Annotated in this window: 18 protein-coding genes, 1 pseudogene and 1 riboswitch; of the genes and pseudogenes, 9 read left to right on the top strand and 10 right to left on the bottom strand. The window is 59.4% G+C overall.

What is annotated here, in order from left to right; translation table 11 throughout:
• Positions 1–76 precede the first annotated feature (76 nt).
• Positions 77–706 carry a LysE family transporter gene (locus AC0J6G_RS01875; protein ID WP_475250739.1) on the bottom strand — a complete coding sequence of 210 codons (630 nt, stop codon included), beginning with the start codon at positions 704–706 and terminating at the stop codon, positions 77–79.
• 79 nt (positions 707–785) lie between these two features.
• On the opposite strand from AC0J6G_RS01875, the gene AC0J6G_RS01870 reads away from it, so the two are divergent.
• The 4 genes from AC0J6G_RS01870 to AC0J6G_RS01855 all read left to right on the top strand — a co-directional run bounded on the left by AC0J6G_RS01870 (position 786) and on the right by AC0J6G_RS01855 (position 4161).
• The gene (locus tag AC0J6G_RS01870) at positions 786–1751 is read left to right on the top strand and encodes a 2-hydroxyacid dehydrogenase (RefSeq protein ID WP_475250737.1); all 966 of its coding nucleotides are present in this window, start codon (positions 786–788) and stop codon (positions 1749–1751) included.
• Positions 1752–1779: 28 nt separating this feature from the next.
• On the top strand, positions 1780–2778 hold the full coding sequence (locus AC0J6G_RS01865) for a methyltransferase (RefSeq protein WP_475250735.1): 999 nt from the start codon (positions 1780–1782) through the stop codon (positions 2776–2778).
• Positions 2779–2815: 37 nt separating this feature from the next.
• Positions 2816–2947: riboswitch (yybP-ykoY riboswitch) on the top strand.
• A gap of 76 nt (positions 2948–3023) precedes the next feature.
• Complete coding sequence (locus AC0J6G_RS01860; RefSeq protein ID WP_475250733.1) at positions 3024–3608, top strand: TMEM165/GDT1 family protein; 585 nt, start codon at positions 3024–3026, stop codon at positions 3606–3608.
• Between the two features lie 109 nt (positions 3609–3717).
• Positions 3718–4161 carry a ketosteroid isomerase-related protein gene (locus AC0J6G_RS01855; protein WP_475250730.1) on the top strand — a complete coding sequence of 148 codons (444 nt, stop codon included), beginning with the start codon at positions 3718–3720 and terminating at the stop codon, positions 4159–4161.
• 54 nt (positions 4162–4215) lie between these two features.
• Here AC0J6G_RS01855 and AC0J6G_RS01850 read toward each other — a convergent pair whose 3' ends face one another.
• Positions 4216–5028, bottom strand: a complete 813-nt coding sequence (locus tag AC0J6G_RS01850; protein ID WP_475250728.1) for a M48 family metallopeptidase — start codon at positions 5026–5028, stop codon at positions 4216–4218.
• Between the two features lie 178 nt (positions 5029–5206).
• Here AC0J6G_RS01850 and AC0J6G_RS01845 point away from each other — a divergent pair.
• Positions 5207–6484: pseudogene (locus AC0J6G_RS01845) on the top strand (methyl-accepting chemotaxis protein); the annotation flags it as partial.
• 15 nt (positions 6485–6499) lie between these two features.
• On the top strand, positions 6500–7342 hold the full coding sequence (locus AC0J6G_RS01840; protein WP_475253560.1) for a methyl-accepting chemotaxis protein: 843 nt from the start codon (positions 6500–6502) through the stop codon (positions 7340–7342).
• A gap of 76 nt (positions 7343–7418) precedes the next feature.
• Here AC0J6G_RS01840 and AC0J6G_RS01835 read toward each other — a convergent pair whose 3' ends face one another.
• The 3 genes from AC0J6G_RS01835 to AC0J6G_RS01825 all read right to left on the bottom strand — a co-directional run bounded on the left by AC0J6G_RS01835 (position 7419) and on the right by AC0J6G_RS01825 (position 8676).
• Positions 7419–8036, bottom strand: coding sequence for an SOS response-associated peptidase (locus tag AC0J6G_RS01835; protein ID WP_475250726.1), 618 nt, complete (start codon positions 8034–8036; stop codon positions 7419–7421).
• A 197-nt stretch (positions 8037–8233) separates the two neighbouring features.
• Positions 8234–8494 (bottom strand): putative signal transducing protein, encoded by a 261-nt coding sequence (locus AC0J6G_RS01830; protein ID WP_475250724.1) that lies wholly within the window; start codon positions 8492–8494, stop codon positions 8234–8236.
• Positions 8494–8676 (bottom strand): CPXCG motif-containing cysteine-rich protein, encoded by a 183-nt coding sequence (locus AC0J6G_RS01825; protein ID WP_475250722.1) that lies wholly within the window; start codon positions 8674–8676, stop codon positions 8494–8496. Before AC0J6G_RS01825 ends, AC0J6G_RS01830 begins: the two co-directional genes overlap by 1 nt.
• 131 nt (positions 8677–8807) lie before the next feature.
• Here AC0J6G_RS01825 and AC0J6G_RS01820 point away from each other — a divergent pair, with 131 nt between their 5' ends.
• Positions 8808–9971, top strand: a complete 1164-nt coding sequence (locus AC0J6G_RS01820; protein WP_475250720.1) for a 1-acyl-sn-glycerol-3-phosphate acyltransferase — start codon at positions 8808–8810, stop codon at positions 9969–9971.
• A gap of 64 nt (positions 9972–10035) precedes the next feature.
• Here AC0J6G_RS01820 and AC0J6G_RS01815 read toward each other — a convergent pair whose 3' ends face one another.
• Entirely contained in the window at positions 10036–10323 is a 288-nt protein-coding gene (locus AC0J6G_RS01815; RefSeq protein WP_475250718.1) for a hypothetical protein, read from the bottom strand.
• Between the two features lie 308 nt (positions 10324–10631).
• Positions 10632–11216 carry a YajG family lipoprotein gene (locus tag AC0J6G_RS01810; RefSeq protein WP_475250716.1) on the bottom strand — a complete coding sequence of 195 codons (585 nt, stop codon included), beginning with the start codon at positions 11214–11216 and terminating at the stop codon, positions 10632–10634.
• A gap of 172 nt (positions 11217–11388) precedes the next feature.
• On the opposite strand from AC0J6G_RS01810, the gene AC0J6G_RS01805 reads away from it, so the two are divergent.
• Together AC0J6G_RS01805 and mqo are read left to right on the top strand one after the other, a co-directional pair.
• Complete coding sequence (locus AC0J6G_RS01805; RefSeq protein WP_475250714.1) at positions 11389–11622, top strand: hypothetical protein; 234 nt, start codon at positions 11389–11391, stop codon at positions 11620–11622.
• Positions 11623–12079: 457 nt separating this feature from the next.
• Positions 12080–13582 (top strand): malate dehydrogenase (quinone), encoded by a 1503-nt coding sequence (gene mqo / locus AC0J6G_RS01800; RefSeq protein ID WP_475250712.1) that lies wholly within the window; start codon positions 12080–12082, stop codon positions 13580–13582.
• 142 nt (positions 13583–13724) lie between these two features.
• Here mqo and AC0J6G_RS01795 read toward each other — a convergent pair whose 3' ends face one another.
• The 3 genes from AC0J6G_RS01795 to AC0J6G_RS01785 all read right to left on the bottom strand — a co-directional run bounded on the left by AC0J6G_RS01795 (position 13725) and on the right by AC0J6G_RS01785 (position 15013).
• Positions 13725–14087 carry a PilZ domain-containing protein gene (locus tag AC0J6G_RS01795; protein WP_475250710.1) on the bottom strand — a complete coding sequence of 121 codons (363 nt, stop codon included), beginning with the start codon at positions 14085–14087 and terminating at the stop codon, positions 13725–13727.
• A gap of 60 nt (positions 14088–14147) precedes the next feature.
• Positions 14148–14570 carry a DUF4124 domain-containing protein gene (locus AC0J6G_RS01790; RefSeq protein WP_475250708.1) on the bottom strand — a complete coding sequence of 141 codons (423 nt, stop codon included), beginning with the start codon at positions 14568–14570 and terminating at the stop codon, positions 14148–14150.
• A 68-nt stretch (positions 14571–14638) separates the two neighbouring features.
• Positions 14639–15013 carry an outer membrane protein assembly factor BamD gene (locus AC0J6G_RS01785; RefSeq protein WP_475250706.1) on the bottom strand — a complete coding sequence of 125 codons (375 nt, stop codon included), beginning with the start codon at positions 15011–15013 and terminating at the stop codon, positions 14639–14641.
• Between the last annotated feature and the right edge of the window lie 121 nt (positions 15014–15134).

The following is a 15134-nucleotide window of genomic DNA, read 5'->3' as shown; positions in this document are numbered from 1 at the left end:
TAAATAGCCCCTAGGCGCTGCCTTCAGCAAATAAAATGCCCCGCTAATGCGGGGCATTTTCGTTACAGCGTAAGGTTTAACGCAATTCGCTGAAGGCCAGTTTGACGCCCAAACCAATCAGCACAGCACCCATCAAGCGATCAAACCAATGCCCCATACGGGTAAAGCCCGCACGCACCCGCTGATGGCTAAACAGCTGCGCGACCATGCAAAACCACAACGCGGTGGCCAGCGCCAGGTAAACCCCATACCCCGTCTGCACCAACAGCGGCGTGTGCGGGTTGATCACCACAGTGAATAACGAAAGAAAGAACAACGTAGCCTTGGGGTTCAGCCCGTTGGTTACAAAACCGGCAATAAAGGCAGCACGCGCGGAACGTTCACCCGCCAACTGACTCACTTCACTGCTGCTCGGGCTGGCGGGCTTAGCACGCAGCGCTTTGATACCGATATAAAGCAAATAGCCAGCAGCCAGCCATTTCAGTGCGTTAAAGAGCACAATCGACTGCGACACGATCAAGCCGATCCCTAGCAGCGAATACGCCACATGGATAAAAATCCCGCAGCCCACACCGGCTGCACTGAAGACACCCGCACGCCTGCCGTGGCCCACACTTTCGCGCACCACAATCGCAAAATCAGGCCCTGGGCTGGCGACCGCCAGCAAGTGAATAAGCGCTACAGCTAAAAATTCAGTCCAATACATGAGCGGCTCCGCGCGTCTGAGTGTTTCTGCTAGGCTCGCCACCTTACCCCCCGACCAGCCCACAGGAAAGATACAGCTGATGAGCAATAGTCACCGCGCAGCATTCCTCGACCACAGCTCGCTCGACCTGGGCGACCTTGATTTATCGCGTCTGAGCGCCTGCTTTGCCGACTTGCAGCTGTACCCGCACAGCACACAGGCGCAGACCATCGAACGCCTGCAGGGTGTGCAGGTGGCGATCAGCAACAAAGTCCCGCTGAATGCCGAGGTGTTCGCCGCCTGCCCGGACTTAAAACTGGTACTGGTTGCCGCCACCGGCACCAACCCAATTGACCTAGCCGCCGCCCGCGCCCATGGCGTCAGCGTGAGTAACTGCCAGGGTTACGGCACGCCCTCAGTAGCGCAACACACGCTGATGCTGCTACTGGCGCTGGCCACGCGCCTACCTGATTACCAGCAGGACATTCGTGCCGGCCGTTGGCAGCAAGCACAGCAGTTCTGCCTGCTCGATTACCCGATCGTCGAGCTGCACGGCAAAACCCTTGGCTTGCTTGGCCATGGCGAGCTGGGCGGCGCCGTTGCCAAGCTCGCCGAAGCCTTTGGCATGCAAGTACTGCTCGGCCAACTGCCCGGCCGCCCACCCCGTGCCGACCGCCTGCCACTGGATGAGCTGCTGCCCCAGGTCGATGCCCTCACCCTGCATTGCCCGCTGAACAGCGACACCCTGAACATGATCGGCGCGCGCGAACTCAGCCTGATGAAGCCCACTGCCTTTGTGATCAACACCGCGCGCGGCGGCCTGGTCAACGAACAAGCCCTGGCTGACGCCCTTCGCGCCGGCCACCTGGGCGGCGCCGCAACAGATGTGCTGACCCAGGAGCCGCCGAAAGACGGCAACCCCTTGCTCGCTGCCGATATCCCAAGGCTGATCATCACCCCACACAGCGCCTGGGGCAGCCGCGAAGCGCGGCAACGCATCGTCGGCCAGCTCAGTGAAAACGCTTTGGCCTTCTTCAACGGCACGCGCATGCGCGTTGTCAGCTAAGCTACGCGACTTTTTTCCAGGAGCGCTTATGGACCCGCGAAGCGAAGTACTGCTGCGCCAGGCCGATCTATTCACCGGCCCCCTGCTGCTTGCCGGCTTGCCGGCGGATGACTTGCTTGGTCAATTCCCCGAGGCCCACGGCTGGAGCTGGCATGCCGGCGACCATGCGCTGCTGGACACGCGCTTCAGCGAGCGCTGCAACTTTGGCACCCAGCCTAGTGAGCGCAACTTCCAGGCAGCCGTGCTGTTTCTGCCGAAATCCCGCGAGCTGACCGAATACCTGCTCAATACCCTGGCCGCGCGCCTTGGCGGGCGTGAGCTATTCCTGGTCGGCGAAAAACGCGCCGGCATTGAACGCGCCGCCAAGCAGTTGGCGACCTTTGGCCAGGCGCGCAAGCTCGACAGCGCCCGGCACTGCCAGCTCTGGCAGGTGCGTGTTGAGCACGTGCCTGCAGCGCCAGACCTGCATAGCCTGGCGCAACGCTATGAATTAGCCCTCAGCGACGGCCCATTACAGGTACTCAGCCTGCCAGGCGTATTCAGTCATGGCCGCCTCGACGTGGGCAGCGCCCTGCTGCTTGAACACCTCGACGATTTGCCCAGCGGGCATATTCTGGATTTCGGCTGCGGAGCCGGCGTGCTCGGCGCGGCGTTGAAGCGCCGCTACCCGCACAGCCAGATCACCCTGCTGGATGTGGATGCCTTCGCTGTCGAAAGCAGCCGCCTGACCCTGGCCGCCAACGGCCTGCAGGCCGATGTCATTAATGGTGACGGTATCGATGCGGCGCCTACAGGCCTGAGCGCGATCCTCAGTAACCCACCCTTTCACCAGGGCGTGCACACGCACTACCAGGCCACCGAACACCTGCTGCGTCAGGCCAGCCAACACCTGGCCGGCCAAGGTGAATTGCGCTTGGTGGCCAACAGCTTTCTCAAATACCCGCCACTGATCGAACAGCACCTCGGCGCCTGCCAAACCCTGGCCGATGCCAAGGGCTTTCGCATCTACCGCGCCCGCAAAGGCTGAAACGGGGCTTGCCCTCTCACGGATGCGCGGGCAGAATGCGCGCGTCCTAGGGGAGTAGTCTCCCGCGAGCGCCAGCTCGCCCGGCACGCGTCAACATACTTGCTCAGCAGAGCATGGCGCGTGCGACCCAAGGCCCACTCAGAGGGGCCTGCGGCTTGACCAGACCTATGACACGCACACCTTACCCGGGGCGGGAAGGCTGTACGTGTCATAGCCGTGTCGACCCGCCCCTTTAGGAAAGCCTGATGCTCGAATCCCTGTTTGTTCCCACCTTTATCGTTGCCCTGGCCGAAATTGGCGACAAGACGCAGCTGCTCGCCTTGCTGTTGGCCGCGCGCTTTCGCAAACCCTGGCCAATCATCTGCGGCATTGTGGTCGCCACCCTGGCCAATCATTTCGCCGCGGGCGCCATCGGTAACTGGGTTGCCGGCTTTTTCTCCCCCGCTACCTTGAGCTGGATTCTCGCTGCCAGCTTTGTTGCCGTAGCGCTGTGGACGCTGATCCCGGACAAACTGGACGACGACGAAAACTCCAAGTTCAAGCGCTACGGCCCGTTCCTAACCACGCTGATTGCCTTCTTCCTCGCGGAAATGGGCGACAAGACGCAGGTTGCCACCGTGATGCTGGCGGCGCAGTACCCGCACTTTATTCTGGTGATTATCGGCACCACCCTCGGCATGTTGCTCGCCAACGTACCCGTGGTATTGGCCGGTAATTTCGCGGCTGAGCGCCTACCCCTGACACTGATTCGCCGCCTGGCCGCCTGCGCCTTTGCTGCGCTGGCCGTGTATGCGGGGTATCAGGCGCTGAAATTCAGCGGGCTTATCTGATACCGCGCTGACACTCGAAAACTTGTGTTTCAGCTATTACCTCAGCTTTCTGACGGCTGCTAAAGTGCGCAACATTTTGCCCACCACGCGCAGCAGTCAGGAAGCCTCTATGTCACTGGATGATCGGAAAAAGCTAGTACGCCAGCACATCGACTTATCGTGGAACAAAGGTCGCGCGGCGCTGGCCGAGCAATTGCACAGCAAAGACTTTCTCTACAAGAGCTCGTTTATCGGCCGACCGATGGCCAGCGCAGCCTTTACCCAGATGGTGCAGGAGATCCGCCATGCCATGCCGGACCTGCAGGTGGTCGTCGAGGAATGCATTGCCGAAGACTACAAAGTGGTCACCTGGAGCACGCTGATTGGCACCATCGAAAAGCCCGCGCTGGGCTACCCAGCCAGCGACAAGGTGCTGAGCATCTCGGCCATGGCCTTCTGGAGCATCAGCCCGAGCCATAAAATTCAGGAAATCTGCACCATGTTCGACATGGAAAGCCTGCGCGCGCAATTAGGCCTGACCACTCAATCCTTTGCCGCCAAAACACAGCCCTGAACAAATAACGCCCAACAAAAAGCCCCCAATTGGGGGCTTTTTATCTACCGCGCTTTAGCGGGCTTGCTCATACAGCGGCATCACCTTGGGGATCGCCGCCTGCAGAGACGCGATCCGGCTGTTGGACGAGGGGTGCGTGCTCATAAATTCAGGCGGTGCACCTTCGCTGGCCGCAGCCATCTTCTGCCACAGGCTGACCGCAGCATTAGGGTTGTAGCCACCGCGGGCGGCCAGTTCCAGACCGATCAAATCCGCTTCGTTTTCATTGCCACGGCTGTTCGGCAACATCATGCCGTACTGCACGGCGGCATCAGCCAGCGCTAGGCTGTCGGAACCCAAGCCGAGCAAAGCACCGGCGCCCTGTTTGGCGAGTTCAATGCCATAAGCCTTAGACATCGACTCACGGCTGTGCTCACGCAGGGCGTGGGCCATTTCGTGCCCCATGATCGCGGCAATCTCATCGTCGGTAAGCTTCAGCTTCTCGATGATCCCACTGTAGAAAATGATCTTCCCGCCCGGCCCGCAGTTAGCGTTCAGCTCGGGGCTCTTGATCAGGTTGACCTCCCACTGCCACTGCGCGGAGTCCGGACGAAACAGAGGGGCTTGCTTGATCAGGCGATCGGCAATCGTACGCAGGCGCTTGGCGTTATTACTGGTTTTATCCAGCACACCTTTGCTTGAGGCCTCGCCCAGTGTCTGTTTATAGGACTGCGCGTACATCTGATCGACTTCTTGTGCCGAGAGCATGCTGAACATGTACTGCTTGCGCTCAACGCCTACGGCACCACCACTGGTGGTGTTCACAGCCTGACAGGCCGTCAGCAGACTGCAGAGCGCCAGGCTGGCCAGGCGAAATGGGGTATTCATGTCAGCTCTCCTTTACGACAGGGACCGTATGCTAGGCCGAGCACCTGGGCAACACAACCTGCATAACTTGCACGAAGGCGCTTAAGGTTCTTTGCTAGATACAGCCGCGCGCTAATGCTTTGAAGCGACGCGGCCGATAAGCTAGGGACAGGCGTAATTATCACGTTGAGGAGTCCCTATGCGATTCAAGTCGATCCAGTCCTCCGTTGCACTTATGGCGGGGGCCAGCATTCTGGCAGTGGTGGTCGCGCTGGTGCTCTACGCCCTATTCGCCGGGGCGCGAACCCAAGCCCACGTACAGGAACGCACCCAAAGCCTCTTAGAAGACGTGATCGACCAACGCCTCAACGTTCTAGCCAAAGCCCAGGTCGGCCAACTGCAACGCCAGTTTGAACACCCCATGACCGTGGCAAAAGCCCTGGCCACGCTCAACAGCCAAATGAGCAGCACTGACGGCAGCCCAGGCATCAGCCTGACACGCGAGGAGCTGAGCAAGCTGGTCAGTGAGTACCTTAAAACTAACCCTGAACTACTTGACCTCTACATCGGCTGGGAACCTAACGCCTTCGATCAGGACGATGACCTCTACGCCAACCAGAAAGAAAATGGTTATGACCAGACGGGTCGTTTTATGCCCTGGTGGTACCGCAATGGCAACCAACTGAAACTCGACGCCCTAACCGCAGAGCAGATGGAAAGTGAGGAAGTTCAGCCCACCGGAGTGCGCACCGGCGAGTACTACCTGTGCCCCAAGGAAACCGGTAAGCCCTGCGTGATTGACCCAGCCTCCTACGACTTCGGCGGCAAACAGGTACTGGTCGCCGCGTTCAACGCACCGATCATGGTCAATGGTGAATTCCGTGGCGTTGCCGGCAACGATCTGGCCTTGGACTTTATCCAAGAGCGGCTGAATACCGCCAAAAGCGAGCTGTATGACGGTGCTGGCGAGCTTGCCTTGATCGCCTCCAACGGCACCCTGATTGCAGCCACTCAGGACGCCGCCCTGATTGGCCAGCCGGCCAGCAAAGCCATCGACCCCGAGCTGCTTAATCAACTCAAGCAAAGCAGCGACAACCAGCCACTTAACAAGCTCGACGAAGAACGCCAGCGCCTGCAATTGCTGCTGCCGTTCCAGGTCGCCGGCACCTCGACCCGCTGGACCCTGGCCATCGTATTGCCGACCAGTGCAGTGTTCGCGGACCTGAAAGAGTTGCAAACAGGCCTCACCGAGCAGGCCGAAGCGGACACCCTGGGCATGGCCATGGTGGGCCTGCTGGTTGCCGGCATTGGCATGTTAGTGATCTGGTTTGTCGGTTACGGCATCGCCCGCCCCCTGCGGCAGATGGTGACCATGCTCGATGACATTGCCCAGGGCGATGGCGATTTGACCCGTCGTCTGGAAGTGAACCGCAGCGACGAACTGGGCGATATTGCCAAGGGCTTCAACACCTTCCTCGGCAAACTGCAGAGCATGATTACTCAGGTGGTCAGCTCGGTACAGAAAGTCAGCGATTCCTCCGAACACACCGCCGACATCGCCATCCGCACCAACACGGGTGTGCAGAAACAGCTGGCAGAGATCGAATTGGTCGCTACTGCCGTGCATGAAATGACCGCCACCGCTCAGGACGTGGCACGTAACGCCACCCACGCCGCTGAAGCCGCCAACCATGCAGATCGCGCCGCCAATCAAGGCAAACAAACGGTGCAGCACACCGCGGACTCGATTACTGCACTGGCTCAGGAAATCGGACGCGCAGTGACCGTGGTACAAACCCTGGCCAAGGACAGCGAGAACATCAATGCCATTTTGGTGGCGATTCGCGGGATTGCCGAGCAAACCAACCTGCTCGCACTCAACGCTGCTATTGAGGCGGCCCGCGCGGGCGAACAGGGCCGAGGGTTTGCCGTGGTGGCCGACGAGGTGCGCAACCTGGCGCAGAAAACCCAGAAAGCCACTGAAGAAATCCAGACCATGATTCAGCAGCTGCAACAGGGCACGCGCGATGTGGTTAAGGTCATGGAAGACAGCCAGAGCAAAACCGAGGTCAGCGTTCAGCAGGCCAGCCAGGCAGCCGAAGCGCTGCAGTCAATCACTCAGGCAGTGTCGGTGATCACCGACATGAATACGCAAATCGCCAGCGCCGCCGAGGAACAAAGCGCGGTGGCCGAAGACATCAACCGCAACGTCACCAATATCGGTCAGGTGGCCAATGAAGTGGCCGGCGGCGCCGATGAAGCCAGTCAGGCCAGCGCCGAGCTGACCAAACTGGCCGAACAGCAGCGCCGCCTGATCAACCAGTTCAAGGTCTGATCAAGCGGCAACTAAAAGGGCGGACTGCCATGCAGCCCGCCCTTTTTGCGTTCTATTACTGAACGGCATCACCCACTTACGCCGGCGTCAGACACTCTGGCGCATCGAGCTTTGGGTCATTGACCAGATTGGCGAGCACCCGCTCACGTAATGCCGGTTGCGGTCTGGCCAACAAGGCCTGCAACTCAGCTGGCAATGTATCAGCGGCCAACCAGGCCGCCTGCCCGGCCTCATCAAGAATGAGCGGGCGACGCTGGTTAGCCGCTGCCTGAGTCACCACCGCCGCACTCAGGTAGACACAATCCCCAACCGGGTAAGCCTCCCACAAGGCGGCGAAATACAATGGCGTGCCTTCCCCTGTCAGCCAGAACGGGCGCTTACGCGCGGTGCCTCGCCACTCATAAAAGCCGTTGGCCGGCAGCAGACCGCGACGTAGACGGAACGCATCACGAAACATTGGCTGCTCAGCCAAGGTTTCCGCACGGGCCTGGGCGGGGGTTTTAGTGAGGTCGGTCAACCAGGGCGGGGTAAGCCCCCAGCGCGCACGCGTCAGCTGGCGCTCGCCCTCGACGTTACGCAGCAGCAGCACCTGGCTATGGGGCGAGATACTCCAGTGCGGTTCCTGGTCAGCGGGAAAACCGGGAATCGCCGCAAATGCTGGCGTCCAACGGAACAGGGCAAAACGTCCACACATGGGCAACTCTATAACGGTTTAGTAGAGACAGAAGCTGCACGGCAGCGCTTGAAAATTTACTTTACGGTTTCACGAGCCAGAGTCCTGCAGGCGCTACGCCGTAGCAGCCTCCGACAGGTCAAAACGGCGAGGAAGTAGCCTAGGCTCGCATCCGCGTCTGCTTTAGGACCAGTGTGCAGCAAAGCATAAGCCGACAATTAGCAGAGCAACGTACCGTGGAAATTATCCGGCTCATCACCAGGCAGCGGCAGCGCGGCATTGTACGCGGCGATCAGCTGTTGTGCGCGGTGCGCCTGCGCATCTTCAACCATCACCCCGAGTAGACCGCAGGCCGGCAACTCCCCAACCGCCCCAGTCAGGTGCTGTCCGGTTAGATAGGCCTCAATGCCCTCGCTGGCCAGCATGCCCAGTAGCAACTCGCCTTCCATGACGTCCTGCGGCTCGTAAATTCGCTGCATCAGTCGTTCTCCCCGCGCACATCCAGGCGCCAGTCCTCGCCGTCCGTCTGCAGGTCAAACACGATGGGGCGGCAGCACACTGGGCAGTCTTCGATGTACTGCTGATCACCCGCCGAAAGATCGAGTAACGCCTCGACCTGCTCACCACAATAAGGGCACTGATAATCCTGACTTTCCAGCATCGCGGTCTCCTTGTGACTTGGGCGTATAATCGCCGGTCTAAAGCTGGCCCTGCAGTCGTGCAACAGCCCTTGCTGAGCGCGACAAGCAGCGCAGTGAACACCCCAACAGCCAACCACAACACGAGAACATGATGGGCGAATTCGATGCCATCCGACCTTACGCCGACGCCGAAGTCCCTGCTGTACTAACGCGACTGCTGGCCGATGAGGCGTTTCTTGGCATTCTCACTCAGTTTCGCTTCCCGCGCCTGGCGGCACCTTTAGGCTGGCTGCTTAAACCACTTATAGCCTATCGCTTGCGCCTTGAGTTTCGCGATGTGAGTTCGGTGGCGCAATTGCAAACGCGCATTGAGAGCTATGTTGACCGCACCATTGAGCGGGCAACCGATGGCGTGAGCTATTCCGGCATTGAGCACCTGCAAGCTGGCAAGGCCTGCTTGTTCCTCGCTAACCACCGCGACATCGTTATGGACCCGGCGTTCGTCAACTACGCCGTGTACCACGCCGGCCTGCCGACACCGCGTATCGCGATTGGCGACAACCTGCTGCAAAAGCCTTTTGTCAGCGATCTGATGCGCCTGAACAAAAGCTTTATCGTGCACCGCTCGATCAGTGGCCGGCGCGAAAAGCTGGCGGCGTATCAATTGTTGTCGGCTTATATCAATCACTCGATTCGCGTCGATGGTGAGTCCATCTGGATCGCCCAAGCCGAGGGTCGCGCCAAAGACGGTGATGACCGCACTGACTCGGCGATCCTCAAAATGTTCCACATGAGCCGCAAGAGTGAACCGTTCGCTGACGTGATCCGCAGTTTGAGCCTCACCCCTGTGTCGATCAGCTATGAGTACGACCCTTGCGATCAAGCCAAGGCTCGCGAGCTATCGATCCGCGCGGGCAGTGGCAGTTACACCAAGGCGGCAGGCGAGGATGACCAAAGCATCGCGCTGGGCATCACCGGCTACAAAGGCCGCGTGCATGTGCACTTCGGTGCGCCCGTCAGCCAGGGCCTGGAAGACAGCAAACTGCTGGCAGCAGAAATGGACCGGCAGATTCTCAGCGGTTACCGGCTCTTCCCTGTGCATTACCTGGCGTATGCCATGTGGGCCGATCGCGACCCTGCACTGGCAGTACCCAGCGCCGCCGAGCTGTTCCCCGCAGCAGAACTCAATGCTGCGCAGGCCGAGTGGCAGCGGCGCTTGGCTAACTGCCCACGCGAGCAACAGCCCTACCTGATCCTGCAATACGCCAACCCGGTGCGTAACCAGTACCGCATCAAAGCGGGCTTAGCGCTTTAGCGCTGTATCCCACCCTAAAAAACGGCAGCCTGTAGCTGCCGCCTTTTAGGGTACGGCAACGCCGTTAAAGCTGCGTACTCAGCCAGGACAGCAGCAGTGCCACCGTCAAACAGGCATAGCCAAAGCGATAAAAAAAGCGGTTCAACCGCTGTGTGGGCTCATCCACCGCGTAAGGCGGCTGCGCCAACTCGCTCAGTTGATTGCCCGCCAGTAGCCGGCCCAACGTATGCTGCTCACGCATACGCGTGGCCACCAACAGCCAGGCGCCGGCCAGCGCAAAGAACAGCCCCAGACCATTCAGCCATTGCCCAGGCTGGCTCTCGACCAACCACCAAAGCGCTTGTAAAGACATTCACAACCTCTACTGCTTAAAGCCGGCAGCGACGCCGCGCCAGCCCACACACTGCCCGAGCTAAAGTCGGGCCGCTTAAATAAGGTCGCGGATTCTACGCGGGGGCGCCGCACTCGCGGATGGATTCCGACGAATCGCAGCAGCCTCGCCAATGCACTCAAACCACGTGCATATCAACAAGCCACCGGTCTAAACCCTCGGACGAATTGAACCCTGCCTGGCAAGGCTCAATCGCGACGCAATGCAGCCCGTAGGACACAAAAACGAAAAAGCCCGGATTAATCCGGGCTTTTTACTCGTGGCAAACCTTACTGCGCGAGCATCTGACTGATGGTCGGATCCTTGAACGCGCGAGTCAGGGCATCACTCAGTACATCGCTGACCAGCTTGGTATTGGTCGCCTGATTCGGCGCCATACCGAAGCGCTGGTTCAACGATGCGCCATAACGGCCGCTGTAGCGACGGCTGCTGTTTTGCACATCCACGCGGAAGGTCGCGGTCATGTCAGCTTCAGTCACGTACAAACCTTCCTTGGGCGACTGGTACTTCAATTCGGCCAGGGTCAGGGTCAGCTGCGGCGCGTTGTAGGCATTGGCGCTTGGGGTAAAGCCAAGCAGTCGCACGGCCGCTTCAGCCTGAGCCTGCAATTTGGGCAGAATGTCCTGGCCCGTCACGCTGATGGCGCTGGTTTCTGGATAGAGGCCACCGCGGGTGCCCAGCACCGGCGAAGGACGGCCATCGGCCACACGAACCACCACCGGCTGGCCTTGGCCAACGGCTGCCAGGGGGCTATTGAGTTTGGGTTGCGGGCTGAGTTGTTGCGGGCTGTGGGCACAACCCACCAGAGTAAGGCTGGCAACAGCCACCAGACCAAACAGCAGACGATGCAGCATGCTCAACTCTCCATAGATAAGGTGCAGAAGTGGCGCGCAGTATAACCAGCACGGTAAAGGGCTAACAGCGCTGGTTGTTGAGACGCACAACGGTATAAGTGGTTCCCGTAACGCCTTTGTCATGCATGTGCGGCATAAGACTTTAGTCGTCCCCGTTTGTGAGTGATTCGCCATGTTCGCACTGCGTAACCTGCTCGCCCCACGTCGCCCGATGCGCTCATTTGCCCTGCTCAATGCACAGGGTATCTGCACGGCCCTGCGCCAGTCAGCCCAGGCTCCACAAGGCCTTGGTTGGGTAGAGGTGCAAAAAAGCTGTTTGAGCTGGCTCAATCGGCCGCTGCCAGCCGATGCCAGAACCGTTCAGGTCACGCCATGTCTGAGCACTGAAAAACCGCTGGCGGCCTGACTGGCGCCAGAAGAAAAGTCACGCCAGGCGATCAATTTTCCCACTTTGCCCTTATAATCGCGCCCCGAATATAAGGACGCCTCCTGTTCGGGCCTTGCCGTCACGCTGATGCACCATTCATCGGCCGCGCCCCAGAGAGTCGCCCACTTCACGCTGCCTTTTGGCTGTCGTTTTTCCCCACGTTGAAACACCCTGCAGCTTCTGCAAAGGTCGCTTTACGTCACGGGAAAAGTCGGTTCAAGCAGACGTGTTTTGAGGTTCACGACTCCAAAAGAGCGTGGAAAAACGGTTTGGAAAACTTCACAAGAGTGTGGCGAAAATGAACGATCTCGCGGTTGGCATCTGCACCCAGAAGCCTGCTTCCTTCAATCCTGGATACCTCACCGGCTGCTGATTGGTTGTGTGCATACACAAGCTGACTAACGTCTATTGAGTGCTGGTTTGCGGAGAAGTGGTAATGGCGCAAAACGATTACGAAACAATGGATGTGGTGCTGGTTGGTGCCGGCATCATGAGTGCGACCTTGGCCGTACTGTTGAAAGAGCTCGACCCGGCGATCAAGCTGGAAGTGCTCGAAATGATGACTTCCGGGGCGCTGGAAAGCTCTAACCCGTGGAATAACGCGGGCACCGGCCATGCGGCGCTGTGCGAGCTGAACTACACCCCGCAAGCCGCCGACGGTTCGATCGACATCAAAAAATCGCTGAGCATCAACACTCAGTTCGAGGAATCCAAGCAGTTCTGGGCCTACTTGGTCGAGAAAGGCCGCTTTGGTTCACCCAAGTCGTTTATCAATCCCGTTCCGCACCTAAGCTTCGTTCGTGGCCAGAAAGGCATCGACTTTCTGAAAAAGCGCTTTGCAGCGCTGACCACCCACCACGCCTTCAAGGATATGGAGTTCACCGAAGACCGTGCCACCATGGCCGAGTGGATGCCGCTGATGCTGCCGGGCCGTGACCCGAACGAGCCCATCGCGGCGACCCGCGTGATGGCCGGCACCGACGTTAACTTCGGCGCACTGACGACCCACCTGCTCGACCACCTTGGGCAACAAAGCGAAGCCAAGGTGAGGTGCAACCAGAAGGTTGTTGGCCTTAAGCGCAGCGGCAACGGCTGGCGCGTTAGCGTCAAAGACCTGCAAAGCGACAACAGCCGTGAAATCCAGGCCAAGTTCGTTTTCCTCGGCGCCGGTGGTGCCGCACTGCCGCTGCTACAGATGTCCGGTATACCGGAAGGCAAAGGCTATGGCGGCTTCCCCGTCAGCGGCCAGTGGCTGCGCTGCGACAACCCTGAGATCGTCAAACAGCACCAGGCCAAGGTTTATAGCCAGGCGGCTGTTGGCTCGCCACCGATGTCGGTGCCGCACTTGGACACCCGCGTTGTAGAGGGCAAAACCTCGCTGTTGTTTGGCCCCTACGCCGGCTTCACCACCAAGTTCCTCAAGCGTGGCTCGCTCCTCGACTTGCCGCTGTCGATCCGCTTCAACAACATCGGCCCAATGCTGGCCGTGGCCCGCGATAACTTCGACCTGACCCGTTACCTGGTCAAGGAAGTGTTGCAATCCGAAGAGAAGCGCCTGGAGACACTGCGCGGTTTCTACCCCGAAGCCAAAGCCGAAGACTGGCGCCTGGAGATTGCTGGCCAGCGTGTGCAGATCATCAAGAAAGACCCGAAAAACGGCGGCATTCTGCAGTTTGGTACCGAGCTGGTCGCCGCCCAAGACGGCTCGCTCGCCGCGCTGCTGGGTGCCTCACCCGGCGCGTCGGTAACGGTGTCGATCATGCTTGATCTGATTCAGCGCTGCTTCGGTGAGCAGGCGAAATCCGAGCAATGGCGCCGCAAGCTGAACGAGATATTCCCAGCAATGGGCGCCGTTCTGGCCAGCGACGCTGAGCGCTACCGCGAAGTGCAGTCCCGCTCCGATGCTCTGCTGCAGCTTGATCAGGGCACCAACGCCTAAACGGCTTGGCAATAAAAAAACCGCCTTTAAAGGCGGTTTTTTTATGCTCGGCTATGCCTGAAAGCCATCCTTGGACCGTCGCTGCGCGACGTTAAAAAAGACTCTGGCTAATTTTAATGCCAGAAGTCAGCACGGTACGTGCTCAGACCGGCGCAGCCACAGAGCGGAAACTGAAGTAATGGCGCAGCGCATCGACCATCTCAACATAGTCCGCTGGCGGTGCCACCAAGGCGAAGCCTGAGTCATAGCAGCCGGGAGTAACATCCTCGCGGGACCATTGGCAGGTGGCGGAGAAATCAATGTAGTGCGGCGCGGCATGCCCTGGAATCTTCAAGCGCATGTCGAAACGCGCGCCGACCAGCAAGGGCAGCTGGCTGATCAGCAGCAAACCATCCAGGGAAACGTTACCGATGTAGCCCATGGGCTTGTCGGTGATGCGATTGAACACCTTCAAGTAGTAAGGCAACTGATGGCGTTCGATACTGCGCTGAATATGCTTGGGCATAGTGGCAAATCGCTATAGACGGCCATTGAGTATGGCCCCACTACTGCACTTAAACCAGTTTCAGGAACAGCGCTCAGACACCCGATTACGGAGTTGCTGACGAGCGGTATCGAGCTGATCATCCGTGTAATAACTGCGCTGGCCGTCCGCCTCGGGACGATAATAGCGACGCCCTTCGGGCATCGAGGCGAGCTGGCTGCGCAGTTCGCGGCATTCCGTGGCGCGCTTTGCCTGTCGCTCGGCAGCGACCGCCGAAGCCTGCGCCTGCTCTTCGCGACGAGCATCGTAAAACCGATTGGTCCGCTCTTGCCGCTCTCGGGCCAACGGGTCGGGCTCAACAGCCTGCGTTTTGACCTCGATCTTTTCGGCGCCAGCCGCTGCAGGGCGTTGGCCGAAGTGCACTTGGCCGTTGGCATCCGTCCAGCGATAAATCTCTGCTGCCGCCAACCCCGGTAACAGTAATAGACACAACAAGATGCGCATGGAATCCCTCCCGAAAACGCTCAGCTTACTGCCGAATATAGCCTTCTACGAGCAATGAAGGGCATCCGTCAAGGCTTAACCGGCATGACCTTGAGCGCAGTACCTGAACCCTCATGGCCTAACTCGCGCAGCGTCTCCATGCGGGCGCGGGCGCGGTAGGCGTACTCGCTGGCCGGGTAGTGGGTGACGATAAATTGATACGTCTGCATGGCATCGACAAACAGCGCCTGGCGCTCCAGGCACTGGCCCCGCAACAGGGAGATTTCCGGCTGCATGTAGCGCCGCGAACGGCTGTTACGCTCGGCTTTAGACAACGACAGAATAGCGGTCTCACATTCACCCCGGTCATAGGCCTCGTAGGCGCTGTTGAGATGGTGATCAAACGAGTAACGGTTGCAGCCCGCCACGCCCACTAGCAACAACACAATAAACAGTATTCGCATAAGCCCCTCCTCCGATGAGCAGTGTATCGACTGCCCGGGGAAATTCTGCAGCGCCCTGTCCTGTGGCCGGCAATGTCAGCTGCCACTGGCTCAGCGCGCAATCATTCGCGCAGTCGCCCAA

It is taken from the genome of Pseudomonas sp. TS_SC_3, assembly GCF_056156225.1.
Note: the sequence above shows the minus strand (reverse complement) of the source record. Positions and strands in the feature narration are given on the sequence as shown.

Coding starts and splice junctions, on each gene's coding strand:
- AC0J6G_RS01875 (WP_475250739.1), bottom strand. CDS start 706: ATGTATTGGACTGAATTTTTAGCTGTAGCGCTTATTCACTTGCTGGCG.
- AC0J6G_RS01870 (WP_475250737.1), top strand. CDS start 786: ATGAGCAATAGTCACCGCGCAGCATTCCTCGACCACAGCTCGCTCGAC.
- AC0J6G_RS01865 (WP_475250735.1), top strand. CDS start 1,780: ATGGACCCGCGAAGCGAAGTACTGCTGCGCCAGGCCGATCTATTCACC.
- AC0J6G_RS01860 (WP_475250733.1), top strand. CDS start 3,024: ATGCTCGAATCCCTGTTTGTTCCCACCTTTATCGTTGCCCTGGCCGAA.
- AC0J6G_RS01855 (WP_475250730.1), top strand. CDS start 3,718: ATGTCACTGGATGATCGGAAAAAGCTAGTACGCCAGCACATCGACTTA.
- AC0J6G_RS01850 (WP_475250728.1), bottom strand. CDS start 5,028: ATGAATACCCCATTTCGCCTGGCCAGCCTGGCGCTCTGCAGTCTGCTG.
- AC0J6G_RS01840 (WP_475253560.1), top strand. CDS start 6,500: ATGATTACTCAGGTGGTCAGCTCGGTACAGAAAGTCAGCGATTCCTCC.
- AC0J6G_RS01835 (WP_475250726.1), bottom strand. CDS start 8,036: ATGTGTGGACGTTTTGCCCTGTTCCGTTGGACGCCAGCATTTGCGGCG.
- AC0J6G_RS01830 (WP_475250724.1), bottom strand. CDS start 8,494: ATGCAGCGAATTTACGAGCCGCAGGACGTCATGGAAGGCGAGTTGCTA.
- AC0J6G_RS01825 (WP_475250722.1), bottom strand. CDS start 8,676: ATGCTGGAAAGTCAGGATTATCAGTGCCCTTATTGTGGTGAGCAGGTC.
- AC0J6G_RS01820 (WP_475250720.1), top strand. CDS start 8,808: ATGGGCGAATTCGATGCCATCCGACCTTACGCCGACGCCGAAGTCCCT.
- AC0J6G_RS01815 (WP_475250718.1), bottom strand. CDS start 10,323: ATGTCTTTACAAGCGCTTTGGTGGTTGGTCGAGAGCCAGCCTGGGCAA.
- AC0J6G_RS01810 (WP_475250716.1), bottom strand. CDS start 11,216: ATGCTGCATCGTCTGCTGTTTGGTCTGGTGGCTGTTGCCAGCCTTACT.
- AC0J6G_RS01805 (WP_475250714.1), top strand. CDS start 11,389: ATGTTCGCACTGCGTAACCTGCTCGCCCCACGTCGCCCGATGCGCTCA.
- mqo (WP_475250712.1), top strand. CDS start 12,080: ATGGCGCAAAACGATTACGAAACAATGGATGTGGTGCTGGTTGGTGCC.
- AC0J6G_RS01795 (WP_475250710.1), bottom strand. CDS start 14,087: ATGCCCAAGCATATTCAGCGCAGTATCGAACGCCATCAGTTGCCTTAC.
- AC0J6G_RS01790 (WP_475250708.1), bottom strand. CDS start 14,570: ATGCGCATCTTGTTGTGTCTATTACTGTTACCGGGGTTGGCGGCAGCA.
- AC0J6G_RS01785 (WP_475250706.1), bottom strand. CDS start 15,013: ATGCGAATACTGTTTATTGTGTTGTTGCTAGTGGGCGTGGCGGGCTGC.